Annotated in this window: 16 protein-coding genes; 14 read left to right on the forward strand and 2 right to left on the reverse strand. The window is 70.0% G+C overall.

Annotated elements, in window-relative coordinates; all coding sequences use genetic code 11:
- The first annotated feature begins 10 nt into the window (after positions 1-10).
- Positions 11-436 (forward strand): nitroreductase family deazaflavin-dependent oxidoreductase, encoded by a 426-nt coding sequence (locus B0F77_RS21620; protein WP_086664794.1) that lies wholly within the window; start codon positions 11-13, stop codon positions 434-436.
- Between the two features lie 19 nt (positions 437-455).
- On the opposite strand, the gene B0F77_RS48020 is transcribed toward B0F77_RS21620, so the two are convergent.
- Positions 456-614 carry a hypothetical protein gene (locus B0F77_RS48020; protein ID WP_158102785.1) on the reverse strand — a complete coding sequence of 53 codons (159 nt, stop codon included), beginning with the start codon at positions 612-614 and terminating at the stop codon, positions 456-458.
- Positions 615-712: 98 nt separating this feature from the next.
- Here B0F77_RS48020 and B0F77_RS21625 point away from each other — a divergent pair, with 98 nt between their 5' ends.
- From B0F77_RS21625 to B0F77_RS21655, 7 genes are all read left to right on the forward strand, one after another.
- Positions 713-1,099 carry a hypothetical protein gene (locus tag B0F77_RS21625; RefSeq protein ID WP_086664757.1) on the forward strand — a complete coding sequence of 129 codons (387 nt, stop codon included), beginning with the start codon at positions 713-715 and terminating at the stop codon, positions 1,097-1,099.
- A gap of 176 nt (positions 1,100-1,275) precedes the next feature.
- The gene (locus B0F77_RS21630; protein ID WP_086664758.1) at positions 1,276-1,650 is read left to right on the forward strand and encodes a hypothetical protein; all 375 of its coding nucleotides are present in this window, start codon (positions 1,276-1,278) and stop codon (positions 1,648-1,650) included.
- 44 nt (positions 1,651-1,694) lie between these two features.
- Positions 1,695-2,132: a roadblock/LC7 domain-containing protein gene (locus B0F77_RS21635; RefSeq protein ID WP_086664795.1), complete on the forward strand. Its 438-nt coding sequence runs from the start codon at positions 1,695-1,697 to the stop codon at positions 2,130-2,132.
- An 85-nt stretch (positions 2,133-2,217) separates the two neighbouring features.
- Positions 2,218-4,935 carry an AfsR/SARP family transcriptional regulator gene (locus B0F77_RS21640; protein WP_086664759.1) on the forward strand — a complete coding sequence of 906 codons (2,718 nt, stop codon included), beginning with the start codon at positions 2,218-2,220 and terminating at the stop codon, positions 4,933-4,935.
- A 70-nt stretch (positions 4,936-5,005) separates the two neighbouring features.
- The gene (locus tag B0F77_RS21645; RefSeq protein WP_086664760.1) at positions 5,006-5,446 is read left to right on the forward strand and encodes a hypothetical protein; all 441 of its coding nucleotides are present in this window, start codon (positions 5,006-5,008) and stop codon (positions 5,444-5,446) included.
- Between the two features lie 50 nt (positions 5,447-5,496).
- On the forward strand, positions 5,497-6,561 hold the full coding sequence (locus B0F77_RS21650) for a FecCD family ABC transporter permease (RefSeq protein ID WP_245848510.1): 1,065 nt from the start codon (positions 5,497-5,499) through the stop codon (positions 6,559-6,561).
- Positions 6,558-7,637 carry a FecCD family ABC transporter permease gene (locus B0F77_RS21655; protein WP_211293915.1) on the forward strand — a complete coding sequence of 360 codons (1,080 nt, stop codon included), beginning with the start codon at positions 6,558-6,560 and terminating at the stop codon, positions 7,635-7,637. Before B0F77_RS21650 ends, B0F77_RS21655 begins: the two co-directional genes overlap by 4 nt.
- Positions 7,638-7,641: 4 nt before the next feature.
- Here the strand turns inward: B0F77_RS21655 and B0F77_RS21660 are convergent, their stop codons facing one another.
- A complete protein-coding gene (locus B0F77_RS21660) occupies positions 7,642-8,424 on the reverse strand; it encodes an SDR family oxidoreductase (protein ID WP_086664761.1) in 783 nt (260 codons plus the stop codon).
- A gap of 73 nt (positions 8,425-8,497) precedes the next feature.
- On the opposite strand from B0F77_RS21660, the gene B0F77_RS21665 reads away from it, so the two are divergent.
- From B0F77_RS21665 to B0F77_RS21690, 6 genes are all read left to right on the forward strand, one after another.
- Positions 8,498-9,331, forward strand: coding sequence for an ABC transporter ATP-binding protein (locus tag B0F77_RS21665; RefSeq protein WP_086664762.1), 834 nt, complete (start codon positions 8,498-8,500; stop codon positions 9,329-9,331).
- A gap of 95 nt (positions 9,332-9,426) precedes the next feature.
- The gene (locus tag B0F77_RS21670) at positions 9,427-10,455 is read left to right on the forward strand and encodes an iron-siderophore ABC transporter substrate-binding protein (protein ID WP_211293916.1); all 1,029 of its coding nucleotides are present in this window, start codon (positions 9,427-9,429) and stop codon (positions 10,453-10,455) included.
- An 87-nt stretch (positions 10,456-10,542) separates the two neighbouring features.
- Positions 10,543-12,339 (forward strand): ABC transporter ATP-binding protein, encoded by a 1,797-nt coding sequence (locus B0F77_RS21675; RefSeq protein WP_086664764.1) that lies wholly within the window; start codon positions 10,543-10,545, stop codon positions 12,337-12,339.
- A gap of 29 nt (positions 12,340-12,368) precedes the next feature.
- On the forward strand, positions 12,369-23,273 hold the full coding sequence (locus B0F77_RS21680) for a non-ribosomal peptide synthetase (RefSeq protein ID WP_211293917.1): 10,905 nt from the start codon (positions 12,369-12,371) through the stop codon (positions 23,271-23,273).
- On the forward strand, positions 23,260-24,951 hold the full coding sequence (locus B0F77_RS21685; RefSeq protein WP_211293918.1) for an ABC transporter ATP-binding protein: 1,692 nt from the start codon (positions 23,260-23,262) through the stop codon (positions 24,949-24,951). The genes B0F77_RS21680 and B0F77_RS21685 overlap by 14 nt, the downstream gene beginning before the upstream one ends.
- The gene (locus B0F77_RS21690) at positions 24,948-25,904 is read left to right on the forward strand and encodes an alpha/beta hydrolase-fold protein (RefSeq protein ID WP_086664765.1); all 957 of its coding nucleotides are present in this window, start codon (positions 24,948-24,950) and stop codon (positions 25,902-25,904) included. Before B0F77_RS21685 ends, B0F77_RS21690 begins: the two co-directional genes overlap by 4 nt.

Here is a 25,904-nt window from a genome sequence, read left to right on the forward strand (position 1 = left end):
GATCGGTGACATGGCGGACGTGGAACTCAGCCCCACCGAGTGGGTGCAGAACCAGACGAAGAAGATCCTGGAGACCGGGACCACCGAGGGCATCAAGGTCCTCGGCAAGCCGATCGTGCTGCTGACCGTGCGCGGGGCGAAGAGCGGCAAGCTGCGCTACACCCCGGTCATGCGCGTGGAGCACGACGGCAGCTACGCGGTCGTGGCGTCCAAGGGCGGCGCGCCCGAGCACCCGACCTGGTATCACAACATCAAGGCAAACCCGGAGATCGTGCTGCAGGACGCGACCGTGACGAAGGACTACGTCGCCCGCGAGGTCGACGGCGCCGAGCGAGCCGAGTGGTGGGAACGGGCCGTCGCGGCCTACCCGTCCTACGCCGAATACCAGGAGAAGACCGACCGGCAGATCCCGGTCTTCGTGCTCGACCCGAAGTGACGGACTGACCCCCGGCCGGTCAGAAGCCGCCGCGTTCGAGGACGTTGCGCGCCTCCCGCACCTCCCGGTCGCCCTCCGCCTCGGCGAGCGCGCCCGGCAGCGGGGGGCTCGTGTCCTTCTCCTCGACCCAGTCCTCCGGCTTCGGCCGTTCGGGCAGGGCCTTCCACTTGTCGTTCATGAACTCAGTGTGCCCGCGCCGTGGTGTTGACGCCCGTGGCGAGACCCAAGTGGTCCACACTGGCCACAACATCGACTGCTGGCTGAAGAGGTGGCTTGATGAAGCTGGGTGAGGTCACCCGGATCGCACTGGCCTGCGTCCGGATCTTCAACGGCGCGCTGGGGCTGTTCGCGGCCGGGAGGATGGCGAAGAGTCTCGGCGGGGAACTGGGTGACGACAAGCGGTTCGTCTACCCCGCACGCATGTTCGGCATCCGCACGCTCGTTCTCGGCGTGGATCTGCTGACGCTGAAGGCCGATGACGCGTCGGCTCCGCGCGTCCTGCGGCAGGCCGTGCTCATTCACGCCACCGACACGGCCGCCGCGATGTACGCCGCCAGGCGTGGCGAGCTGACCGGCAGGGCCGCGAAGCTCACCACGATCATCTCGGCGGTCAACACCGGGCTCGCCGTCGTGTCGCTCGTCGCGTCGAAAAAGGACGACTGACTCGTCCTTGCGTCCTCGCGGTCCCAAATGGACCGTCCACGTTGCTCCGAACGGGCATTTCAGGCACGGTCGACGCGACGTAGGGTGACTTGATCACGTGGTCCTGCCAGCAAAGTCGTTGGGAACACAGGAAAACCGTCTCCACGTGTGACTCGCCGCGAGGAGATGTGTTCCGGATGGACATCGAAACCGCATTAAAGGAAGCAATGACCGTCGCCGGCGCGGTGGGGGCAGCGCTCGTCGACTACGACAGCGGGATGTCGCTCGGCTCGATCGGTGGCGGTGACTGGCTGAACCTGGAGGTGGCCGCGGCCGGCAACACCGAGGTCGTGCGGTCCAAGCAGCGGGTGATCTCGGCGCTCAAGCTGAACGACGAGATCGAGGACATCCTGATCACCCTGCACCGCCAGTACCACCTCATCCGCCTGCTCAAGCCCACCAAGCGGGGCGACTCGATGCTGTTCCTCTACCTCGTGCTGGACCGGGAGCGGGCGAACCTCGCGCTGGCGCGGCACCACCTCAAGGCCATCGAAGCCGACCTGACGGTGTGACCGGGATGTCCACCCAGCCGGCGTCGACGCCCGACGTGCTCCCCATGCGCAGACGTGGATCGACGCAGGACGCCGCGGCGACGGTCTCGCGGCCGGAGGCGGGCGCCAACGCGCGACTCATGACCGAGGCGCTCCGGGAGATCCAGGACAGCATCGACTCGATCGCGATCAACGGGGTCTTGGTCGCGACGCGGGACGGCCTGGTGCTGTGCAGCGCCACGCGGGCCGTCCAGGACGACGGCGTCGCCGCGATGGCCGCGGCCGCCGCGGGGCTCGCGACCCAGTTCACCACCCAGGCCGGGGTCGGCAGCCCGAAAGCGGTGTTCTTCGAGGGCGACTCCGGTCAGGTCGGCGTCTTCGGGGTCGACGCCGACACGCTGCTGGTGGTGCTCGGCGAGCGCGACACCACCATGGGCATGTTCAACGTCGTGGCCAAGCAGGCACTGACCCTGTTGCAACAGGCGGTCGCTGCTCGCCGCTGAACTGGCGTTACCCACCGGAGGTATTCCACCCCGTCCCTCCCGTCTCCGTGTCATAGGCTCGTGGTTGCCGTGGACGGGAGGTGCGGTGGGATCGGCGGTCGAGATCGCTCTGCTCGGAGAGGTGAGCGCGCGGGTCGGCGGCCTCGACGTCGGACTGGGGCCGGCGAGGCAGCGCTGCGTGCTCGCGGCACTGGCGGTCGACGTGAACAGGACCGTGTCGGTGAGCCGGTTGACCGAACGGGTCTGGGGCGCACAGCCACCGCCTCGGTCACGGGCGACGTTGCACAGCTACCTCTCGCGGCTGCGGCAGGCGTTCGCCGGGACCACCGCCGTCACCCTGGCCAGCAGGGCCGACGGGTACGCGCTCGTCACCGATGAGTCCGCCGTGGACCTCATGCGGTTCCGCGCGCTCCGCGACGAGGCACGCCGGCGGCGCGACGACGAAGCCGTCGTGCGGATTCTCACCGAAGCGGCGACGCTGTGGCGAGGTGAACCGCTGACCGGCATCGGCGGCGAGTGGGCCGGTGACACCCGCGACCGGCTCGCCGCGGAACGCGACGCCGCCGAACTGGATCTCGTCGACGCCCGGCTGCGGCTCGGCCAGGGCCCGGAGCTGCTCGCGACGATCTCCGCGCGGGCCGCGGCCGGTCCGCTCGACGAACGTGTTGCGGCACAACACATGCAGGCGCTCGCGCAGGCGGGCCGCGGCTCCGAGGCACTCGAGGAGTTCCGCAGTGTCCGGACCCGGCTCGTCGAGGAGTTCGGCGCCGAACCGGGCCCGGAACTGCGCCGGCTCCACGAAGAGCTCCTCCTCGGTGACGCCGGACCCGCGGCCGGCGTGCCCAGGCAGCTGCCGTCCGCGCCCGCGCAGTTCGTCGGCCGTGAGGAGGACCTGGCGGAGCTGGACGACGCCCTGCGGGAGCAGGGCGTCGCGGCGATCGCGGGCGCGGGCGGCATGGGCAAGACCTGGCTCGCGCTGCACTGGGCGCACCGCGAGCTGGACCGTTTCCCGGACGGCCAGCTGTTCGTCGACCTGCGCGGGTTCAGCCCCGACGAGACGCCGATGGAACCGGACGTGGCCATCCGCGGGTTTCTGCACGCGCTCGGGCTGGACGCGAACCGCGTCCCGGCCGACCCACGTGCTCGCGCCGCGTTGTTCCGCGGCCTGACCGCGCGCAGGCGCATGCTGGTGGTGATCGACAACGCCGTCGACGCCTCCCAGGTCGTCCCGATCCTGCCCGGCGGCGACACCTGCCGGGTGCTGGTGACCAGCCGCAACCGTTTGCCCGGCCTCACCACCGCCCGCTCGGTCGGGCTGGACGTGCTCGACGACGGCGACGCGAGCACGTTGCTGGCCGGCCGGATCGGCGCGACCAGGTTGACCGCCGAACCTCGTGCCGTGGCACGGCTGATCGACCTGTGCGGCGGGCTGCCGCTGGCGTTGAGCATCGTCGGCGCACGGGTGCTGACGGAGCCGGACCTGTCGCTGGCCGCCATCGCCCGGCAGCTCGAGGAACTCGGCCTCGGCGCGCTCGACGCCGACCCGAGCGTCAGCGTGCCGGTCGTGCTCTCGTGGTCGTACCGCGCGCTGACCGACCAGCAGAAGGAACTGTTCGCGCTGCTCGGCGTCGCACCGGGCGAGGACATCGGGCCGGACGCGGTGGCCAGCCTCGCCGGTCTGTCCACAGAGGACACGTATGCGACCTTGCGGGCACTGGAACAGGCCTCGCTGATCTCGATCGGCAGCGGGTTCCGCGTCCGGATGCACGACCTGGTGCGCGCCTACGCGGCCGAACGGCCCGGCAACCGCGACCAGGCGCTTCGCCGGCTCGTCGACCACCACGCGCACACCGCGCACGCCAACGACCGGCTGATCGACCCGCACCGTCCGTTGATCGAGCTCGACGCGCCGGCGGCCGGAACCGTCATCCGCCCCGCCGCCGGCAAGGCGGGCGCGCTGGCGTGGTTCGACGCGGAACGGGGCACGCGCCGGGCCGTGCAACAGGCCGCCGCGGCGCACGGCTGGAACGACCGGGTCGTGCTGCTGGCCAGGGTGTCGCACGCCTATCACCAGCTGCGGGGCCATCTCGACGACGAGCTGGCCATGTGGCAGACGGCCATCGACGCCGCCGACGACCCGGAGGAACGGGTGGTCGCGCACCGGATCATGGGCAGCAGCCTCGGCCAGGTGCACCGCTACGACGAGGCCCAGCACCACCTCGCCGCGTCCCTCGCACTGGCCGAACAGGTCGGCGAACCCCTTCAGCTCGCCGACGCCCACGGCACGCTGGCCTGGCTGTGGGCCAGCCGCTCGGAGTACGGAAAAGCGTTCGAGCACGCCAAAGCCGCGTTGCCGCACTACCGGAAGACCGGCAACCAGATGCTGATCGCGTTGGCGCACAACAACATCGGCCACTGCGCCAGCGAGGTCGGCGAGACCGGCCTCGGCCGCGAACACGCCGCGAAAGCGCTCGCCCTGCTGCACGAGCTCGGCGACCGGCAGGGTGAGGCGTCCGCCGTCGACACGCTCGCCCGCATCGAGCACCAGGTCGGCAACCACGCCAAGGCGATCGCCCTGTACGAGCGCGCCATCGAGCTGTGCCAGGCCGAGAACGACGACTACACGACCGCCAACATGCTGACCAACCTCGGCCATCCGCACCTCGCCCTGAAGCAGCGCGACCAGGCCACCGAGGTCTGGGAACGGGCGCTGGACATGTTCGAGCGGCAGGGCCGCGAGGACGAGGCGGGCCGGATGCGCGAGCAGCTCACCGCTGTCCCGGGGACGGAACGACCAGGGTGATTCACGGGCGCGAACAACCGGCGGCGCGAGGAAAGTAGCTCCTGCAGACAGCACAACGAGGAGCCACGACATGACCACCATCACCCTGCACCAGCCGACCACCGCGAGCCCCGAGCAGTTCGTCGCCGCGCTGACCGACTTCGGTCCCGGCCGCAAGCAGCTCTTCCCCAACAGCAGCGACGACGCGCTGCGGGTGCACGAGCGCGGCGAGACGTTCGCCGACGTCACCGAGGGAAACGGGGGCATCTGGGAACGTCTGCGCTACGACTGGTCCGATCCGAGCCGCGTCGTGCTCACCACGACCGACTCCAACCTGTGGGGCGGGCGGTCCGGTCACACCTACACGTTCACCAAGCAGGCCGACGGAACGACCGTCGTGCACGCCGAGATCGTGCGCGACGGCAAGAACCTCAAGGGGCGGCTGCTCGCCGGTGTGCTCGCCCTGTTCGGCAGGCAGGTCCTGGGCGGTGCGTTCGCCAAGACCGTGAAAACGATCGAGGCGCGGGGTTAGGTAAGGGTGCCCTGGGTCCGGCCGACCGGCGGCGGCTAACGTAGCCCGTCGTGAGCATCGTGGTGGAGCAACGCGGACGGGAGTCCGCACCGGCCGAGGCGGGTCCGCGGCAGCGGCGGCTGCTCGGGCTGGCGTGCCTGGTGGTGTTGCTCGCCGGGTCGGCGGTGCTGTCGCTGGTCATCGGCGCGCGGTCGCTCAGCCCCGCCGAGGTGTGGCAGGGCCTGTTCGGTGATCCCGGCACGGACCAGCGGCTCACCGAGATCACGCTCATCGTGCACACCCTGCGCATCCCGCGGACGGTGCTCGCGGTGGTGGCGGGCGTCGCGCTCGGCATCGCGGGCGCGTTGATCCAGGGGCACACCCGCAACCCCATCGCGGACACCGGGCTGCTCGGCGTCAACGCCGGTGCGTCGTTCACGGTGGTGCTCGCGGTGTACCTGTTCGGGCTGCAGAACCCGGTCCAGTACATGTGGTTCGCGTTCGTCGGCGCCGCCGCGGCCGGCGTGCTCGTGTTCGGGCTGTCGAGTCTGGGCCGGGGGTCGGGCAACCCGCTCACCCTCGCCCTGGCCGGGCAGGGCGTCACGGTGTTCCTCGCCGCGATGACGACCGCGGTCGCGCTGGGGAACAAGCAGTCGCTGGACGCGCTGCGGTTCTGGAACGCCGGGTCGGTGCAGGGCGTCGGGTTCGACGTGATCTGGGTCGCGACGGCGTTCGTCGGCGTCGGCGTGGTGCTGGCGTTGCTCAACTCCCCCGCGCTCAACCTGCTCAACCTCGGCGACGACGTGGCGCGCGGGCTCGGCGTGAACATCGCGGCGAGCCGGACCATCGGGGTCGTGGCCGTCACGCTGCTGGCGGGCGCGGCGACGGCGGCGTGCGGGCCGATCGCGTTCCTGGGGCTGATGGTCGCGCACATCGCGCGGTGGATCACCGGCCCGGACTACCGCTGGATGGTGCCGTACGCCGGGTTGCTCGGCGCGGTCGTGCTGCTCGTCGGCGACATCCTCGGACGGCTCGTCGTGCGGCCGGCCGAACTGCAGGCCGGCATCGTCATCGCCCTCATCGGCGCACCGTTCTTCGCGGCGCTGGTCTGGCTCGGAAAGTTCAGGCAGGCATGAGCATCCAGAATCATCCAGCGGAGATGCACCCGGAAAACATGCATCCAGGTGTCCGCGTCGGTGGCTGGTCCTGGGTCTGGCGGCCGTGGATCGTGCTCGTCACGGTGGTTCTGGCCGCGCTGACGTTCCTGATCTTCTGCGTGTCGATCTCGGTCGGCGACTTCACCATCGGGCTCGACGCCGTGGTCCGGACGCTGATCGGGCAGGGCGAGCGGGTCGACGAGTTCGTGATCATGGATCTGCGGATGCCGCGCGCGCTCGTGGGCCTGATCGTGGGCGCCGCGCTCGGGATCTCCGGCGCGCTCAGCCAGTCGATCGCGCGCAATCCGTTGGCCAGCCCGGACGTTCTCGGCATCACCGGCGGTGCCAGCGCCACCGCGGTCGCCCTCGTGACGGCGTCTGGCGGCGCGGCGATCACCAGCGCGATCGGGCTGCCCGCGGCCGCGCTCACCGGCGGGCTGCTGACCGGGTTGCTCGTCTACTTCCTCGCGTGGCGCAAGGGCATCGACGGCTTCCGGCTGATCCTCATCGGCATCTCGGTCAACGCGGTGATGCAGGCGCTCACGACGTGGCTGCTCGTGCTGGCGGACATCCGCGACGTCGCCCGCGCGCAGTCCTGGCTGGTCGGGTCGCTCGACGCGCGATCGTGGCCCCAGGTGTGGACGACGCTGTGGGTCACCATCGCGCTGGTCGTGATCGTGCTGGCGATCTCGTTCCAGCTCCGGCCGATGCACTTCGGTGACGACGTGGCCGCCGGTCTCGGTGTCCGGTACGGCGCCGTGCGAGCCCTGCTCCTGCTCTGTGCCGTGCTTCTGGCAGGTGTCGCGGTCTCGGCAGCGGGCCCGGTTCCGTTCGTCGCACTGGTCGCGCCGCAGATCACCATGCGGTTGCTCAAAAGCCCGGTACCGCCGCTGATCGCGTCCGGGCTGTTCGGCGCGCTGCTGCTGATCGGCTCCGACCTCATCGCACGGCTGGTGCTGCCCAACGACCTGCCGGTCGGCGTCGTCACGGCGATCATCGGCGGGCCGTTCCTCGTCTACCTCCTGGTGCGCGCCAACGTGAAGCGCGCGGCCTGACGGTTCAGGCCAGCCGGTCGATCTTGCGGTCGAAGTAGCGGTTCAGCACGGGCGTCAGCACCCCGCCGAGCCTCGCCAGCACCTTCATGCTCGGGCCAGGGCAGATGAGGAACCGCCGCTTCTCGATGCCCGCCACGATCGCCCGTGCCACCACCGAGGCCTGGATCGGCTTGACGGTCCCGCTGATCGCGCGCGTCTCGGCGGGCTTCCACCGGTTCTCCTCCGCGAGCTGCGGCGTGTCCACGTCCGGCGGGAACACCACGCCGACGTGGATGCCGTGCGGCCGCAGCTCCGCCCGCAACGTCTCCATCAGGCCCCGCACCGCGAACTTCGCCGGGGCGTAGGCGCTGTAGCCGTAGACGCCGAGCAGTCCGGCCGCCGACGACACCGCCACCACGCTGCCGGTGCCTCGGGCCACCATCGACGGCACCGCCGCCCGCACCGCGTGCAACGTGCCGAAGTAGTCGACCTCGATCATCTCGCGGAACACCTCGTCGTCGAGTTCGAGGAACTTGCCGGGACGCGCCAGCCCCGCACAGCTGACCAGCACGTCACAGGGCCCGAGATCGCTCATCACCGCCGCGAGGGCGGCGCCGTCCGCGACGTCGACGGGGCGGGTGTCGACCTGGCCGCCGCGGGCCCGCAGCTGCTCGGCCGCGGCGATCAGCCTCGACGCACCGCGGGCCAGCAGCGACACGCGGGCGCCGCGGGCCGTCAGCAGCTCCGCGGTCGCGAAGCCGATGCCGCTGGAGCCGCCGGTGATGATCACGTGCTTGCCGGAGAACATCGGGGCAGCCTGGCAGAACGCGGGCCATGACACACGCTGACCAAGGGCAACCTCAGTTAAGTAAGGTTGCCCTATGACCGCGCTGCGCAACGATGTCGCCCGACTGGGGGCCGAGGGCGTCACGGTCGGGTACGCCGACCGGGTCGTGCTCGACAACCTGGACGTCTCCATCCCGACCGGTGTCATCACCACGGTCATCGGGCCCAACGGCTGCGGCAAGTCGACCCTGCTGCGCACGCTGTCCAGGCTGCTCAAACCGCGCCAGGGAACCGTGCTGCTGGACGGCCACGACATCGCGCGGCTGCGGACCAGGGACGTCGCGAAGAAGATGGGCCTGCTGCCGCAGACCCCGATCGCGCCGGAGGGACTCACGGTCGCCGACCTGGTCGCACGTGGCCGGCACCCGCACCAGAGCTGGGTCCGCCAGTGGTCGAGCGACGACGCGGGGATCGTCGCCGAGGCGCTGCGGATGACCGGTGTGGCCGATCTCGCCCACCGCCCGGTCGACTCGCTCTCCGGCGGTCAGCGGCAGCGGGTGTGGATCTCCATGACGCTCGCCCAGGGCACCGACCTGCTGTTGCTCGACGAGCCGACGACCTATCTGGACCTGGCGCACGCGATCGACGTGATCGACCTCGTCGACGACCTGCACGAGGGCGGCTGCACGATCGTCATGGTCCTGCACGACCTGAACCTGGCCGTGCGCTACAGCGACAACCTGATCGTCATGAAGGCGGGATCGATCGTCGCGCAGGGACACCCGAGCCAGGTGATCACCAGCGAACTGCTGCTGGACACGTTCGGCCTGCAGGCGAAGGTCATCGACGACCCGGTCAGCGAGCGTCCGTTGATCGTGCCCATCGGCCGGACCCACGTGGTATCGAAGAGTGACCAAGGACTAGGTTAGCCTGCCCTAACCGGGTGATAAGGTTCGGCTGTCCTAATTTCCACCGCCGCGTGGGCAGCGAACGAACGAGGTGCCGAATGGGCCAGAGAACGACCATGACCTGGAAGCGACTGACCGCTGTGGCAGCAGCCGTGGTGGTCGGTGCCAGCGTCCTCGCCGGGTGCGGTTCCTCCACGCCTGCCACGACCGCCGACTCGAACAACGCCTCCGGTGGCACGTTCCCGACCAAGGTCGAGCACTTCTTCGGCACGACGGAGATCAAGGAAGCGCCCAAGCGCGTCGTCTCCCTGGGCTACACCGACGAGCAGTCGCTGCTCGCACTCGGCGTCGTACCGGTCGGCATGGTCGACCAGTACCCGAACCCCGAGGGCAAGAAGCCCGACATCAACACCCAGTGGGCCTGGGTGAAGGACAAGTGGGGCTCGACCACGCCCGAGGTCGTCATGAAGAACGGCGACACCGAGCCGAACTACGAGAAGATCGCCCAGCTGCGTCCCGACCTGATCGTCGCCGTCTACTCCGAGGCGACCCAGGAGTGGTACGACAAGCTCAGCAAGATCGCTCCGGTGGTCGGCCGCACCAAGGAGGAGAAGGAGCCCTTCTCCGCCAAGTGGCAGGACAACGCGCTGCAGGTCGCGAAGGCGGTCGGCAAGGGCGACGAGGGCACCAAGATGATCAAGGCCATCGACGACAAGATCGCCGAGGCCAAGAAGGCGAACCCGGCCTGGGCGAACGAGACCGCGGTCGTCGCGTCCTGGTACAAGGACGCCATCGGCCCGTTCGCCACGACCGACGTGCGTGGCCAGGTCATCACCGGCCTCGGCTTCAAGGGCAACACGAAGGTCGACGAGCTCGCGGGTGGCAAGTTCTACGTGTCGTTGTCCCCCGAGCGCATCGACGTGATGAACGTCGACCGCATCTTCATCATCAACGACGAGGCGGACCAGAAGGCGCTCAAGGGCTTCCAGCTCTTCGCGAACCTGCCCGCGGTCAAGGCCGGCAAGGTCCACTGGATCCTCGACAGCGAGGGTCCGGCCGTCGGTGCCGCGATCTCGCAGGCCACCCTCGCGTCCATGCCGTACGCGATCGACGAGCTGGTCAAGGCCGCCAAGTCCGTCAGCTGACCCAACTGCCATGAACGGCGCTTTTGTGGACCTGAGGTCCACAAAAGCGCCGTTCATGGCCAGCCCGCGACCGTGGAAAGGTCTCTCGTGACCAGGAGTGTCTCCACCGTGCCCGCGAAGATCCTGCGCACGGCGTCCGGACGGGAGGCACTGACGTGGGTGCTCGACCACTGCCGCGCCGCCCCCGGCCTGCCGATCGCCACCGTGCTGGCGACGGTGGCCGGGGCGGTGCTGCAGATCATCCCGGTGTTCCTGCTGGGCACCGTGGTGGACGGGATCGTCGGCGGGCGAGACGCATCGCTGCTCTGGACGATCGGCATCGCCACGGTCGTGGCCGCGGTGTCCGGCGCGGTGATGACCGCCGTCTCGACGTACCTCGTCGGCCGGGTCGGCGCGGAAATGCTGGCGCGGCTGCGGGAAGGCGCGGTCCGCGCGGTGCTCGGGATGCCGAGTGCGCGCATCGAACAGGTCGGCCGGGGCGACGTGCTGTCCCGGGTCGGTGACGACGTCGCGGTCATCTCCAAGGGTTTCCGCACCGCGATTCCGACGATCTTCTCGGCGGTCGTGCTGGTGGTGATCGCCACCGCGGGCATGTTCGGGCTCGACTGGCGGCTCGGTCTCGCCGGTGCCTGCGCGCTGCCCGCCTACTGGCTGGCGCTGCGCTGGTACCTGCCGCGTTCGCAGCCGCTCTACCGGGCCCGTTCCGAAGCCCAGGCCGATCGCGCCCAGGCGTTGATCAGCGGCCTGGACGGCATCGACACGGTCCGCGCCTACCGTCTCGAGAACGCGTTCCGGGACAAGGTGACCGCCGAGTCGTGGCGGGTGCGCGACATCGGCATCGACGTCTTCCGGTTCTTCGGCCGGTTCATCGGCAGGGAGAACCGCGCCGAGTTCATCGGCCTCGGGTTGATCATCGTGGTCGGCTACTTCCTGGTGACGAACGGACAGTCGTCGCTCGGCCAGGTATCGGTCGCGGCGCTGTTGTTCCACAAGCTGTTCGTGCCGCTCGGCTTGATCATGGCGTTCTTCGACGAGGCGCAGAAGTCCGGTGCAGGGCTGACCCGGCTCGTCGGCGTGCTCACGGAGTCCGACGGTGACGAACTGGTTCGCAGCGCGGTCGCGGTGGACCGGAACGCCGCACCGCTTCCGGTGTCGGTGCGCGGGCTTTCCTTCCGCTATCCCGAATCCGAGCACGACGTGCTGCGGGACGTCGACCTGGAGATCCCCGCCGGCACCTCGCTCGCGCTGGTCGGCGCGACCGGTGCTGGCAAGACGACGCTGGCGGCACTGGTCGCCGGTACCGGCACCCCGCAGACCGGGTCCGTCCACATCGGACCGTCCGATCTCGCCGAACTGGACGAGGCCGGCGCCCGCGCGCTGGTCAGCATCCTGACCCAGGAGGCCCACGTCTTCGCCGGTCCGCTCGCGGAGGACCTCCGGCTGGCCGCTCCCGGCGCCACCGACGACGAGTTGATGGACGCGCTGCGCACCGTCGGCGCGGATTCGTGGGTCGAGGCACTTCCGCAGGGACTCCAGACCGACGTCGGCGAGGGTGGCGAACGCCTCGACGTGACCAAGATCGCCCAGATCGCGCTGGCCAGGCTCGTGCTCGGCCGGTCCCCCGTCGTCGTGCTCGACGAGTCGACGGCCGAGGCGGGCAGCCAGGGTGCCGCCGCGCTCGAACGTGCCGCGCTCGCGGCCTGCCGGGGCCGCACCACGCTGCTGGTCGCGCACCGGCTGACGCAGGCGATGGCGGCCGACCGGATCGCGGTCCTCGACGCGGGCCGGGTCATCGAGCAGGGCACCCACGAGGAACTCGTCGCGCGTGACGGGCGTTACGCGGCACTTTGGGCCGCTTGGCGATTCGGATCGGCAACTACTTAGGTTAGGCTACCTTCACCGATCGTGAAGGGATGGCTGAGTCGTCGATGGAACTGATGGCCGAGCGTGACGTACTTCTTTCGACCGCCCGGATCGCCTCCATTCGGCGCCGTGCCGGTGAGTACCCTCAGCGGACCATCGCCGTCGCGAGCGCCGTCGCGCTGTCCCGCTGGGCGAACCCGGACCTTCAGGTCGACGGACTCGACCTCACGCCTGCAACGCTTTTCGGCGATCTGCTGGTCTGGGCCGACAAGGGCCAGCGGTGGGACGTCGCCGAACGGCCTGAGGGCTGGGCGATCCCGCTCCCGGAGGGCGTCGACTTCGTTGAGGCACAACGAGCGCTGGACGACCTGGCCGAGTTCCCGAACCGCGCCATCGGCACGCTGACCTCCCAGACGGTCGAGGAGCGGCTCGCGGATCTGGCGCGGTGGAACGACAACGAGTTCCCGCGCGACCGGCCGAGCATCGTCGAACTGTTCCGCTCGCAGGCCCGGCAGCGCCCCGACGCCGTCGCGATCAACGACGGCGAGCGCGCGTTCACCTACGGCGAGGCGCTCACCCGCTCCAACCAGCTGGCCCGCCACCTGGTCGAACGCGGGTTGCGGGCCGAGCAGGTCGTCGGCATCTCGCTCGACCGCTCGGCGGAGATGGTGATCAGCCTGCTCGCCGTGCTGCAGGCCGGTGGCGCGTTCGTGCCGCTGGACCCGCAGTGGCCGGCGTCGCGGCGCGAGTCCGTGATCACCGACGCCCAGGTCGTCTTACTTCTCGGCACCGGCCAGGAGGGTGAACCCCCGGCCGTCGCGGTCGACCTCGATTCGTGGGACTTCTCGGCGTACTCCGGCGAACCCACCGACGTCACGATCCAGGGCGCGCAGCTCGCGTACGTGATGTTCACGTCCGGTTCGACCGGCCGCCCCAAGGGCGCGATGATCCGGCACGAGGCGATCAGCGAACGCCTGCTGTGGCAGGTCGACCAGATCCTCCACTTCGGACACTCCGACGCGTCGCTGTTCAAGGCGCCGCTGTCGTTCGACATCTCGATCAACGAGATCTTCCTGCCGCTGGTGTGCGGCGGACGGACCGTCGTCGTGCGGTCCGGCGGCGAGCGCGACCCGCACCACCTGTTGCGCACGATCGACCAGCACCGTGTGACGTTCGTGTATCTGGTGTCGTCGATGCTGGACGTGCTGCTGAACATCGCTTCCGAGGGCGAGCTGGACAGCCTGCGGCACGTGTGGTGCGGCGGCGAGGTGCTGACCCCCGAGCTGTACGACCGGTTCCGCACGCAGCTCGACATCCCGATGTACCACGGTTACGGCCCGGCCGAGGCCACGATCGGCGTCTCGCACGTGATCTACCGCGGCGAGGCCGAGCGGCTGTCGACGTCGATCGGCAGGGCGAACCCGAACACGGACCTCTACGTGCTGGACGACCAACTGCGGCCGTGCCCGCCCGGTGTCGGCGGCGAGCTGTACATCGGCGGGTTCCTGCTGGGCCGCGGCTATGTGAACGCCCCAGGCCTGACGGCGTCGCGGTTCGTCGCGAACCCGTTCGCCGCCGACGGTTCGCGCCTCTACCGCACCGGTGACCTGGCGCGGTTCGCGCCGGACGGCTCGCTCGACTTCCTCGGCCGCGTGGACAACCAGGTCAAGATCCGCGGCATGCGGCTGGAGCTGGAGGACGTCGAGGTCGCGCTGGCCGAGCACCCGCAGGTCCGTCACACCTGTGTCGTGGTGCGGAAGAACTCGGCGGGCGGCAACTACCTCGTCGGGTACGTCGTGCCGGCCGTGGACAGCCTGACCGCCGACGCCGTGAAGCAGTGGGCTGCCGAGCACCTCGTCGAGTACATGGTGCCGGCGCACATCGTCGTGATGGCCGAGTTCCCGTTGACCGCCAACGGAAAGCTGGACCGCCGCGCGCTGCCGGAGCCGGTGGCGGAGACCGGGCCGGTCACCGCAGCGGCGAACGACGACGAGGCCGTGATCTGCGCCGCCATCGCGTCGGTGCTGCGGGTTGAGCAGGTCGGTGCCGACCAGGACTTCTTCGAGCTGGGCGGCGACAGCATCCTGGCGATCTCGCTGCTGTCCGCACTGCGGGCCGAGGGCGTGTTCGTCACGGCCACCCAGATCTTCCTCAACCGCACTCCGCGCGCGCTGGCCGCCGTCGCGTCGCGGGACGGTGCCTCGGCGGTCGACCACGACGACGTGCCGACCGGGCCGGTGGCGGGTCTGCCGATCGTGCAGTGGCTCGGCGAGACCACGGACGCCATCGACGGGTTCGTGCAGTCGGTCGTGCTCAACACTCCCCCCGACCTCACCGCCGACGCTTTGACGCAGATCCTCGACGCGGTGGTCGAGCGGCACGACATGTTGCGCGCCAAGCTGGTCCGCGGTGAGCGCTGGTCGTTCGACATCCCCTCCGACGGCCATGCGTTGTGGGACGAGAGCAACGCGCCGCTCGACGAGTGCGTGCTCGCCGCGACCGAGGGGCTCGACCCGGACGCGGGCATCATGCTGCGGGCGGTGTGGCGGTCCGAGGCCCGGCAGCTCGTCATCGTGATCCACCACGTGGTGATCGACGGTGTGTCGTGGCGCATCCTGTTCGACGACCTCGCCCTGGCGTGGCAACAGGTTTCGTCGGGCTCACCCGTGGAACTCCGTCCGGTCGGCACGTCGTTCCGTCGCTGGACCCAGTTGCTGGAGCAGGCTTCTTTCGAGGCGGACCGCGCGTACTTCGAGCGTGCGCTGCCGGGGGAGGATCAGCTGCTCGGCCGGCGTGAGCTGACCGACGAGGATGTCGTTGCGGGCGAACAGGTTCGCACGGTCACGGTCGGTTCCGCCGCCACCGCCGCACTGCTCGGCGACGTGCCCGCGTTGTTCCACGCCAAGGTCAACGACGTGCTGCTGACCGGTCTCGCGGTCGCGCTGGCCCGGTGGCGGCGGGACAACGGTCAGGACCAGACGTTCGCGCACATCGAGCTGGAGGGCCACGGCCGTGAGGGCCGGTTCGTGCCGCTCGACCCGGATCTGTCCCGCACGGTCGGCTGGTTCACCACGCTGTTCCCGGTGACCGTGGATCCGGGTTCGGACGACCTGGCCTCGGCGTTGAAGCGGGTCAAGGAAGACCTCGCGCTGGTGCCTTCGAACGGCGTCTCCTACGGTGCGCTGAAGTACTTGGGGCGCAACGAGTTCGGCGTTGGCCGTCCCCAGGTCCTGTTCAACTACCTCGGCCGCTTCGGCGGAGGCACCAGCGGCGACTGGCAGCTCGCGGAGAACGCCGGACAGCTCGGCGAGAAGCGCGACCCGGCGATGCGGTTGCCGCGCGCGCTGGAGTTCAACGCCTCCGCCGAACCGGGCGCTGACGGCGAACTCGAACTGGTCACCGTCATCTCGTGGCCGTCGGGTGTGTTCACCGACGCCGACATCGCGAAGATCGGCTCGTATTTCACAGAGGCGCTGGAAGGCCTGGCCGCGCTGACCGTGGGCGGCCACTCCCCCAGCGACTTCGATCTGGTGCCGCTGACGCAGGCGGACGTCGACTCGCTGGACAACCCGGCGCTGCGCGACGTGCTGCCGCTGACGCCGTTGCAGGAGGGCCTGTACTTCCACTCGGTCTTCGACGACGACTCGGCGCACCGCTACGTCGAGCAGCAGTTGCTGACGCTGTCCGGATCCGTGGACGCGCGCAGGCTCGAAGCGGCTGCCGTGCGCGTGCTGGAGCTGTTCCCGAACCTCGCCGCGCGGTTCGTCGGCCTGCCGGACGGCCGGGTCGTCTCCGTGCTGGAGTCCGGGGTCCGGCCGGAGTTCTCCACTGTGGACGGTCAGGGCATGACCGCAGAGGAGCTCCAGGCGTTCGCCGAACAGGACCGCGTCGCCGGGTTCGACCTCGCCCGCGGGCCGTTGATGCGCTTCACGCTGATCCGGACCGCGCCCGGCCGTTACGTGCTGGTCCAGACCGTGCACCACATCATCGCGGACGGCTGGTCGGTCCCGCCGATGCTGCGGGCTTTGCTGGCCGAGTACGAGACGCCAGGTTCTGTGCACGTACGCGGCGGTTACGCCGACTACGTGCGCTGGCTGGTGACCGGTGATGCTCTCGAAAGCGACCGCGTCTGGGCCGCCGAGCTCGCCGGGCTGGCCGCGCCGTCGTTGGTCGCCGAGGGGCACACGCCGTCCGACCAGTTCGCCGACATGGTGATCGACGCGCCTGCTGACCTGGACGAGTCGGTGCGCGCTTCGGGTGTGTCGCTGAGCAACGCCGTGCACAGCGCGTGGGGCGTGACGCTGGGCGGCATCCTGGGCAGCCAGGACGTCGTGTTCGGCTCGACGGTCTCCGGCCGGGACGCCGACGTGCCCGGCATCGCCGAGATGGTCGGCCTGTTCATCAACACGATCCCGGTGCGCGTGCGGTGGTCCGACTCCGCGACCGCGCGCGAACTGCTGGCATCGGTTCGTTCGCACCAGACCGCGGTCCTGCCGCACCAGCACGTGTCGCTCACCCGCATCGGACGGCAGGCGCCGCACGGTTCGGCGTTCGACACCATCGTGGTGTTCGACGTGGCCACGGACGCGACGTCGTTGAGCGGCCCGTTCGAGATCACCGAGATCGTGAACGAGGGCGCGTCGCACTACCCGCTGACTTTGGTGGCGGAGCGCGGAAACGACGGCGCGCTGCGGTTCAACCTCATCTACGACACCACGGTCGTGCGCGAGGCCGGCGCCCACACGATCCTGCGGGCGTTCGTCGACACGCTGACTTCCTTGCTGGGCGGTTCCAGCATTCCGGTGCCATCGCTGACCTCGACGCGCGCCGCTGCCGACGTCGAACCGGTCACGCTGGCCGACCTGTTCGACGCCGCGGCCCAGCGTTCCCCGTCGTCTCGCGCCGTGACGATGTGCCACCTCGACGGCAGCTCCGAGAGCCTGACCTACGGAATGCTCGCCGACGCCAAGAACCGGCTGGCGCGCTCGCTCGTCAACGCGGGTGTGGGGCCGCGGCAGCGGGTGGCGGTCGCGATCGGGCGATCGCCGCAGCAGGTCGTCGCTCTGGTCGGCATCGTGTCCGCCGGCGGCGCGTACGTGCCGCTGGACCTCGCGTACCCGGACGAGCGCCTCGAGTACGTCCTCGCCGACTCCGCACCCCAGGTGGTGCTGGTGGAACGCGAGCACCGGGAGCGCTTCGAACGCCTGCTGTCCCGCGCCGGCGTTGCGGCGCGTGTCCTGGTCTACGGCGACGAGGTGCCGGGCGAGGCTGCCGTGCCTTCCTTCGACTGGCAGAACCCTGCCTACGTGATCTACACGTCCGGCTCGACGGGCAAGCCCAAGGGCGTCGTCGTGCCGCACGCCAGCGTGGTGACGTTGCTGGCGAACACCCAGCCGGACATGAACTTCGGCCCGGACGACGTGTGGACGCAGTTCCACTCGTACTCGTTCGACTTCGCGGTGTGGGAACTGTGGGGCGCGCTGGTCTACGGCGGCGAACTCCTGGTGCCCGACCACGGCCTGACCCGCTCGCCGGTCGACTTCCACGCCCTGGTGCGCGCGCGTGGCGTCACCGTGCTGAACCAGACGCCGTCAGCGTTCTACCAGTTCATCGAGGCCGACCGGCTCTCATCGCCGTTGCCCGCACTGCGCCGCGTCATCTTCGGCGGCGAGGCCCTTGAGCTGTCGCGGGTGCGCGGGTGGGTCGAGCGGTACGGGACCGACCGTCCCGAGCTGGTCAACATGTACGGCATCACCGAGACCACCGTCCACGTGACGCATCGCGTGCTGGAGGACGCTGACTTCGCTTCGGGCCGCGAGGTCAGCCCGATCGGCGGACCGATCCCCGGCCTGCGCACGTACCTGCTGGACCCGTCTCTGCGCCCGGTGCCACCGGGCCAGGTCGGCGCGATCTACGTGGCGGGCTTCCAGATCGCGCTGGGCTACCACAACCGGCCGGGCCTGACCGCGAGCCGTTTCGTGGCGGACCCGTTCTCCGGCGACGGCGCGCGCATGTACAACACGGGCGACCTAGCGCGCCGCACCCTCGACGGCTCGCTGGAGTTCGTCGGCCGCGCGGACAACCAGGTGCAGCTCAAGGGTTTCCGGATCGAGCTGGGCGAGGTCGAGGCGGCGATCCGCTCGGTCGCCGGCGTCGTGGACGTCGCCGTGACGGTGGCGGACACCGCCGACCATCTGGTCGCGCACGTCGTGGGCACGCCCGCCGCGGACATCGCCGCGGTGCTCGGGGCGAAGCTGCCGGTGCACATGGTGCCGCAGCGGGTTCTGGCGCTGGACGCGCTGCCGCTGACGGTGAACGGCAAGCTGGACCGTGCCGTGCTGGAGGAGCGGGCCCGTGCCGAGGAGGCACCGGTTGCCGCCGCGGCCGACGCTCCGGTCCTGACCTCGCTGGTGAGCATCTTCGCCGAGGCTCTGCCCGGTACCGACGTCGACGCCGACTCTGACTTCTTCGTCTCGGGTGGCGACAGCATCATCGCCATCAGCGTGGTCAACCGGGCGCGCGCGCTCGGCCTGTCCATCGCGCCCCGAGACCTCTTCCTCCACAAAACCCCGCGCGCCCTGGCCGCGCACGCGGGGCCCTCTCGTGCGCTCCAAGTGAACGAAAGCTCCCCGCGTGCACTTCAGCAGCAGCAGGAGGACGGGCCGATCGTGCCGACGCCGATCGTGTTGCGGCAGCGGGAGCTGGGCGGGGACCTGAAGCTGTTCGCCCAGGCCCGACAGGTGGAGTGCGGCAGCCTGGCGGAGGCACAGCGCGCCGCGGACGCCGTGGTTCGAGCTCACGCGGCCCTGCGGATGCGACTGCGGGTCGAGCACGGGGTCTGGTCGTTCGGAATCGATCCCGATTGGCAGGCCCCCTGGGGGGATCGGGTCCCCACTCCAATCGTCTCAAGCGGGTCTGACAATTCTGACGATCCGCAGGTCGCAGCCGGTGTGGTGCCGGTGCTCGTCGCGACCACCGACGACCCCCAGGCCGCCGCCAACGAAGCCGCTCACCGCCTCGACCCCGAGGCCGGCGTCATGGCCGCGTTCACCTGGCTGGAGTCCACCCGCACCCTCGTCGTCGTGGTCCACCACCTCGCCGTAGACGCGGTCTCGTGGCTGATCCTGCTCGACGACATCGCCGCCGCCATGCGCGGCGAAGACCTGGCCCCGGCCACCACCCCGTTCAGCGCCTACACCAGCGCCCTCACCATCCAGGCCCAGTCCGACACAGACCTGCGCCGCTGGATCGACGTGCTCGACTCCCCGGTCCTGACGCACCACATCGGCGACCAGCGCGAGATCACGGTCAACCTGTCCGCCGACATCACCGACCGCGTCGTGCACGCCGCGCCGGTCGCGCTCGGCGTCGGCCTGACCGAGCTCCTCTGCGGTGCGCTGCGCACGGCGTTGACCGAGATCCAAAGCACGCCGACGGATCTGGTGATCGAGTTGGAGCGCCACGGCCGTGTGCCGGTAGAGGACCACCACGACTACACCCGCACGGTCGGCTGGTTCACCTCCATCGCGCCGGTGAGGCTCAGCCCGCACACCGATCCCGTCCAGGCGGCGCGGGAGCTCACCCAGCGTCAGCCGGATGAGCAGCAGCACGTCGGTTTTGGCCGGCTGCGGTACCTCAACCCGCAGACCGCGCCGGTCCTGGCGGCACTGCCCAGGCCGCAGGTGTTGTTCAACTACCTCGGCCGGGGCAGCGAGGCGCAGGCGATCACCATCGACGCCGGCGAGCAGCCGAGTCCGTACGCGGTCGAGGTCAACTCGTGGGTGGACACGTCGACCGGCAGTCTGCGGGCCACGTTCGCGCTGACCGAGGACGTGTCCGACGAGATCGCGGCACGGTGGTTGCTCGCGCTCGAACGGATCGCGGACGCCTCGGTGAACGCGCGGCGCACGGCACCGGTTTCGCCGTTGCAGCGCGGTTTGTACTTCCAGGCGGAGCTGAGTGCGGCTGGGCATTACGTCGCGCAGAGCTACTTCACGTTCGACCGCCGCCTCGACACCGCCGCGCTGACCAAAGCCCTGCAGCACGTCATCGCCCGGCACCCGGTCGTCGGCGCGGGGTTCGAGGACGAGGACGGGTCGCCGGTCCAGGTTCTCGGCATTCACAACGACATCAAGGTTCGCACGGTCGACGTGCTGAACCAGGACGCCGTCGAGGCACTGCGCGTCGAGGACCGCGGCACGGGCTTCGACCTCGGCGCTCCGCCGCTCGTGCGGCTCACCGTGCTGCGGCTGCCGGACGGCCGGGACGCGTTGCTGTTCAGCTACCACCTCCTGCTGTGGGACGGCTGGTCGCGCGAGATCGTGCTGCGCGACCTGTTCGACGCCTACCAGGCGTTCCTCCGCAACGAGCCGGTCGACTCCTCCCCCGCCACGCCCAGCTTCGAGAGCTACACCCGTGCCCTGCGAGCCAAGGACGCTCAAGCGGCCGAACGGTTCTGGGCCGGCTACCTCGCGGACCTGCCCGGTCCGACACTGCTCGGCGACGGGTCCACTTCGGACACCTTGCCGACCAAGATCGTCAAAATTCTGTCCACGGAGGACTCCGCAAGAATCAAGGAGGCCGCGCGCAGGCACGGGGTCACGCTGAACTCGGTCGTCACCGGCGCGCTCGGGTTGTTGCTGGGCAGCGAGACCGGACGCGGCGACGCGACGTTCGGCGTCACGGTGTCCGGTCGTGAGGAGGAGGGCACGGACGGGATCGTCGGCGTGCTGCTGAACACCGTGCCGATGCGGATCACCGCACGGCCGGACGACACGGCGGCCACGTTCCTCGCGAACGTGCAGGCGTCGCGGGTCGACGCGATGGAACACGAGCACGTCGGGCTCGGCGAGATCCAGCGCGCGAGCGGCCACGACCAGCTGTTCGACAACCTGTTCGTACTGCAGAACTTTCTGGGCGACAGCACGTTCGACGAGTTCAACGCGGCGAACGGGATCATCGACCACGAGTCGGAGGACTCGACGCACTACCCGTTCACCTGGGTCGTGACGCCGGGCAGGCAGCTCACGGTCAAGCTCGAGTACCGGCCGGAGGTCACCGACCCCGCGCTGGCCGAGCGGCTGTTCGACGACTACCTGCGGGTGCTCGACGACCTCGCCACCGCGGACGGCCCGGTCGGGGCGATCCGCGGCACCGGACCTGAGCCGGAGCTCAACCCCGCCAACGACTTCGGCAACCAGACCGTCGTCGACCTGTTCGACATCGCGGCCGACCGCAACCCGGACCGGATCGCGTTGGTCGCGCACGGCAAGTCGATGACGTTCGCGGAACTGCGCGACCGCAGCCGTCATCTGGCGGGCGTGCTCACCGACCGGGGCATCGGCGTCGAGACGTCGGTCGCCATCGCGGTGCCGCGCTCGATGGACTGGGTCGTCGCACTGTTCGGAATCCTGCGCTGCGGTGCGGCCTACGTGCCGCTGGAGCTGGACCACCCGGACGAGCGGATCGCCGCGATCATCGACGACGCCCGGCCGTCGTTGATCATCACGACCAGCTCGGTGGCGCCGCGGATCCAAGGCCCCGCATTCGAGCTCGACGGGCCGTGGCCGGACGCCGAGCCGGTGATCACGTTCGCCCCCGACGACCCGGACCGGCTCAAGCACGCGGCCTACACGATCTACACGTCCGGTTCGACCGGCAAGCCCAAGGGCGTGGTGACCGAGTACGCCGGCCTGACCAACATGCTGGTCAACCACCAGCGGCGGATCTTCGAGCCGGTGCTGGCCGAGCACGGGCACCGGACGTTCCGGATCGCGCACACCGTGTCGTTCGCCTTCGACATGTCGTGGGAGGAGCTGCTCTGGCTCGCCGACGGCCACGAGGTGCACGTCTGCGACGAGGAACTGCGCCGAGACGCGACCGAACTGGTCGAGTACTGCCTTGAGCACCGGATCGACGTCATCAACGTGACGCCGACCTACGCGCAGCAACTGGTTGCCGAAGGCCTCCTGAACAACCCGGCTCACAAGCCGGCGCTGGTGTTGCTGGGCGGTGAGGCCGTGACGCCGACGCTGTGGCGGCAGCTGGCCGACACCCCCGGCACGATCGGCTACAACCTTTACGGCCCAACGGAGTACACGATCAACACGCTCGGCGTCGGCACGTTCGACTGCGTGGACCCGGTGGTCGGCGTGGCGATCGACAACACCGACGTGTACGTGCTCGACCCGTGGCTGCGGCACGTGCCGGACGGCGTCCCCGGCGAGCTTTACGTGTCGGGCGTGGGCATCGCGCGCGGATACCTCGGTCAGCCGGGGCAGTCCGCCGAACGGTTCGTGGCGTGCCCGTGGGTGCCGGGCGAGCGGATGTACCGGACGGGCGACCTGGTGATCAGGCGTCCCGACGGCAACCTGCTCTACCTCGGCCGCACGGACAAGCAGGTCAAGATCCGCGGTCACCGCGTGGAGCTGGGCGAGGTCGAGGCGAGGTTCGCCGCCCACGAAGGCGTCCGGTTCGTCGCCGCCGTCGCGCAGGCCGACCCGCAGGTCGACGGCGCGTACCGGCTCGCGGCCTACCTCGTGCTGGAGCCGGGCGCGGACATCCCGTCGATCGCGGCGGAGGTCGGTGCCGGGATGCCGGACTACCTGCGGCCCTCGCACTACGCCGAGGTGGACGCGATCCCGTTGACGGTCAACGGAAAGGCCGACACGAGCGCCTTGCCCGACGCCCGGCCGCTCGGCACCCTGGTCCGGCAGGAGGTCCGCGAGCTCACCGAGACCGAGCTCGTGGTCAGGGAGATGTTCGCCGAGGCGCTCGACCTCGACGAGGACGAGGTGGGCATGACGAGCGGCTTCACCGACCTGGGCGGGCACTCGATGCTCGCGGTCCGGCTGATCGGCCTGCTGCGCCGCGAGTTCGGTCCCGTGGTCACGATCCGCGACCTGCTGTCCCTTTCCACCCCCGAAGCGATTGCGCGCCACGTTGACGAACACTGAAGTCCGCTCCGGCCGGGAGATCCTGCGGGTCGCGTTGCGCCGCAACGTCGGCGCCATGACCTCCGGCACCCTGCTGATGGGCTCGTACCAGGCCGCCGAGACCGCGGTACCGATCCTGCTGGGCGTGATCGTCGAGTTCGCGTTGCGCGGCGGTCAGCTCAGCTCACTGGGCCTGGCGCTGCTGGCGCTCGGGCTCGTGATGGCCACGGTGTCGTACTCGTGGCGGTTCGGCATGCGCATCCTGCAGAAGGCGAACACCACGGAAGCGCACCGGTGGCGGGTCGCGGTCGCGGACCACGGCCTGCAGCCGGTGGCGCGGGACGTCGACCTGAAGTCCGGCGAGGTGCTCACCATCGCCACCGAGGACGCCGACCAGACCGCGGACATCATCGAGGTGGTGCCGCTGCTGATCAGCTCCCTGGTGTCGGTGGTGATCACCGGCGTGGTGCTGGCGGTGATCAGCGTGCCGCTGGGTGTGCTGGTGTTCGTCGGTACCGCGGCGATCCTCAGCGTGCTGAGCGTGATGTCACGACGCATCGGCGCGAACACCCAGATGCAGCAGGCGAAGGTCGCGCGGGCCGGCGCGAAGGTGTCCGACCTGATCGCGGGGTTGCGGCCACTGCACGGGTTCGGCGGCAGCTACGCGGCGTTCCAGGCGTACCGGCGGGTGAGCACCGAGGCCAAGAAGCAGTCGATCGTGGTGGCACGGGTCAACGGCGTCTACGCCGGTCTGGCGTTGGCGCTGAACTCGTTGCTGGCCGCGGCGGTGACGTTGTGGGCGGGCCTGCTGACGTTCCGGGGCGAGATCTCGGTCGGTCAGCTGGTGATGGCCGTGGGCCTGGCCCAGTTCCTGATCGAGCCGCTGAAGATGTTCTCGGAGATGCCGAAGTACGTCATGATCGCGCGCGCCTCCGCCGAACGGATGGCGTTGATCCTCGCGGCGCCGCCCCGGATGACCCCCGGGGTCGAGGAGCCAGGACCGTCGAGCGGTCTCGAGGTCAGGTCCGTCACGCACGGAACGTTGCGGGACTTGACGTTCTCGGTGCGGCCCGGCGAGTTCGTGGCGATCGCGGCCTACCAGCCCCAGGCGGCGGCCGAGCTGACCTCGCTGCTCTCCGTCGACGTGCCGCCGTCCGCCTACTCGGGTGTGGTCCGGGTGGGCAAGCGGGAGATCGCATCACTCTCGATCGAGAGCGTGCGGACCTGCCTGCTGGTGAACCCGTCGCACCACGAGGTGTTCGCGGGAACGTTGCGCGACAACGTCGATCCGTCCGGTTCGAGTGCGTTGGTGGAAGAAGCCGTGGCCGCCGCGATGCTGACGGACGTCGTGGCGTTGCACTCCGACGGCCTCGACTACGCCGTGCGCGACCGCGGCGCGAACCTCTCCGGCGGGCAACGCCAGCGCCTGTCCCTGGCCCGCGCCCTGGCCGCCGACCCGGACATCCTGGTGCTGCACGACCCGACCACGGCCGTCGACGCGGTGACCGAACAGCTCATCGCCCGCAACGTCACCGCGTTGCGCCGCGGCCGCACCACGATCGTGATCACCAGCAGCCCGGCGCTGCTCGACGTGGCGGACCGCGTGATCGTGCTGGCCGACGGCACGGTGACCGGTGAGGGCACGCACCGCGAACTGCTCGGCCGTGACTCCTCGTACCAGTTGGCGGTGGCGCGATGACGTTGTTCCAGTGGCATGGTGGTCCGGCGACCCTGCGGTTCGAGAGCGTGCTGGAGCCTGTCGAGCTGCACCGCCGGGGCGACGTCTGGGTCGCCGAGGTCGACCTGCCCGCCCGGCTTCGCGTGACCTATCACTTCCTCTGTGACGGCGAGGAGCACGCCGATCCGCTCAACCCCGAAGGGGCGGGGCCGAACAGGTCGATCTTCTCGACCCCGGACCTGGAGCCGCAGCCGCACTGGCCGGTCGTCGGGCCGGACGAGGTGCTGGACCTGCCGTCGTCGCGCATCCGCTGGAACGGTTCTCTCGGACGTAAAACCGTTCGCGTGCACCAAGGCGGCGAGCCGGTGGTGCTGCTGCTCGACGGCGACGACTGGATGTACTCGCACCCCGCTGTGGCCGCGTTCGAATCGGCCGTGAAGAACGGCGAGATGCCGCCGACCACGCTGGTTTTCCTGCCCACGCCTCGTGATCGCGATGCCGAGTACAGCAGTCCCGCGTTGTGGCAGGCGATCCAGGACGAGCTGTTGCCGTTGCTGGCCGAGAACGGTGTGACCGTGGACCTCTCGCGGTTCGTCGTCGCCGGGCAGAGTCTGGGCGGGCTGAGCGCGTTCCAGGCCGCGCTGGACTTCCCGTCGCTGGTCTCGAAGGTGGCCTGCCAGTCGGGGTCGTTCTGGTACGCCCGCGACCTGCCGGGCCACGGGATCGCGCTCGACGGCCCGGCCGGTGGTGACACCGCCGCACGCCTGCCCGGCCTCGACCTGTCGGGCCTGCGGGTGGCGTTCGACGTCGGTGAGCACGAACCGGCGATGCACAGGCATTGTGCGGCCGTGGAAGAGCTGACCGCGGCGGCGGGGGCGACGGTGCGGGTCAACCGGTCACCGGCCGGGCACGACCGCGTCGGGTGGCGGCACGCGCTGGTCCGCGACGTCGCCTGGTTGCTGAGCGATCTCTGA

The sequence above is a fragment of the Lentzea kentuckyensis genome (assembly GCF_002150765.1).
In the GTDB taxonomy this organism is placed as follows: Bacteria; Actinomycetota; Actinomycetes; order Mycobacteriales; family Pseudonocardiaceae; genus Lentzea; species Lentzea kentuckyensis.

Coding starts and splice junctions, on each gene's coding strand:
- B0F77_RS21660 (WP_086664761.1), bottom strand. CDS start 8,424: ATGTTCTCCGGCAAGCACGTGATCATCACCGGCGGCTCCAGCGGCATC.
- B0F77_RS21680 (WP_211293917.1), top strand. CDS start 12,369: ATGGCTGAGTCGTCGATGGAACTGATGGCCGAGCGTGACGTACTTCTT.
- B0F77_RS21645 (WP_086664760.1), top strand. CDS start 5,006: ATGACCACCATCACCCTGCACCAGCCGACCACCGCGAGCCCCGAGCAG.
- B0F77_RS21625 (WP_086664757.1), top strand. CDS start 713: ATGAAGCTGGGTGAGGTCACCCGGATCGCACTGGCCTGCGTCCGGATC.
- B0F77_RS21665 (WP_086664762.1), top strand. CDS start 8,498: ATGACCGCGCTGCGCAACGATGTCGCCCGACTGGGGGCCGAGGGCGTC.
- B0F77_RS21620 (WP_086664794.1), top strand. CDS start 11: ATGGCGGACGTGGAACTCAGCCCCACCGAGTGGGTGCAGAACCAGACG.
- B0F77_RS21635 (WP_086664795.1), top strand. CDS start 1,695: ATGCGCAGACGTGGATCGACGCAGGACGCCGCGGCGACGGTCTCGCGG.
- B0F77_RS21655 (WP_211293915.1), top strand. CDS start 6,558: ATGAGCATCCAGAATCATCCAGCGGAGATGCACCCGGAAAACATGCAT.
- B0F77_RS21670 (WP_211293916.1), top strand. CDS start 9,427: ATGACCTGGAAGCGACTGACCGCTGTGGCAGCAGCCGTGGTGGTCGGT.
- B0F77_RS21630 (WP_086664758.1), top strand. CDS start 1,276: ATGGACATCGAAACCGCATTAAAGGAAGCAATGACCGTCGCCGGCGCG.
- B0F77_RS21690 (WP_086664765.1), top strand. CDS start 24,948: ATGACGTTGTTCCAGTGGCATGGTGGTCCGGCGACCCTGCGGTTCGAG.
- B0F77_RS48020 (WP_158102785.1), bottom strand. CDS start 614: ATGAACGACAAGTGGAAGGCCCTGCCCGAACGGCCGAAGCCGGAGGAC.